This is a genomic window from Microcoleus sp. OTE_8_concoct_300 (assembly GCF_031383065.1).
Classification (GTDB): Bacteria; Cyanobacteriota; Cyanobacteriia; order Cyanobacteriales; family Microcoleaceae; genus Microcoleus.
The window spans coordinates 1-1053 of record NZ_JANMZH010000807.1; the positions used below are offsets into that span (position 1 = coordinate 1).

1 protein-coding gene is annotated in these 1053 nt (G+C 46.1%); it reads right to left on the minus strand.

Features of this window, described 5'->3' with window-relative positions; genetic code table 11:
• A partial coding sequence (locus ACUVJL_RS36030; RefSeq protein ID WP_445250204.1) for a choice-of-anchor Y domain-containing protein occupies nucleotides 1-831 on the minus strand: 831 nt, incomplete at its 3' end.
• Between the last annotated feature and the right edge of the window lie 222 nt (nucleotides 832-1053).

Genomic DNA, 1053 nt, shown 5'->3' on the forward strand with positions numbered 1-1053 from the left:
CAGGACTTTAATTTTAATATTAGGAGTGCCGACAGTTGCGATCGCACGATCGGGACTAGCAACAGGCAAATCATTAACAGCTATCCTGCCCAAACGAAAGGTAGCGCTTCCCTGGTCAGTATTGTCGCCAAAAAATAGGAAACTCGGCAATCTGTAAGGATTGAAACTTAAAGGAGGCTGGCTTTGTCCTGGGTTAAACTGGATTTGACGCAGCGGCCCCGTCAGGATTGCAGTTGGGGAATTATTAGCAAAAAGTTCATAATTGCTGCCTTGTACTTTCAGGACATAATTGTTATTTGAAGTTAGATTGAATCCCGGCGGAAGTGTAGCAGTTTCAGCTTCGACAAAAGTAGCTGACTGACCAAAAATTTTATTATTTTTAAAACCCAATTCTAAACCGTTCAACCCGTCGCTGCTAATAGCTGTGACGCTGAAACCCGCGCGGTTGGGGTTGCTAGTTTCTGTGGGAATTGCTGCATTAAAAGATATCGTATAACCAGCCGTGCGGTCTAATGTGGCGGTGGTGAAAGGCGGCAATATCGCTGCAGTCTGACCCGGAAGCAGCGAGGTTGGATTGTAATTGGTGTAACCCGCATAGCCAGCATTGCTATTAGGAGTGTAGATGGTACGAGTATTGATGCCCGTTGTGTTTGGTGTAAACGCACCTGTAGCCAGAGCAGCCGTAGAACCCGGAGGGAAAGGGAAAGGAAGTGGCGTACCGGGCGGGGCTATTTGTCCGTAAGCAAGGGCGGTGCTACTGGGCGTCCCTATGCCGGGGGGCGTTCCGGCTGGAAGGTTGGTAATCGCGTCGTAGAGGGTAATGTTGGGCATGATGTATCTAAAGGTAGATGTTTTCCTGAGTTTTAGAATTCAAGCCTAGCAAATTTACCGATCGGTGTCACCGTTTTTCTACCTGCGAGCAAAAAATTTACGCAATCTTTAGACCTCTTGCAAAAGTCCTTTTCATAAATTTATTGGACGGGGAAGATTACCAAACCACAAAAAAAAAAAAATATTGTTGGTTTGGGATATTGACCGGGCGAGTTTTTTTTT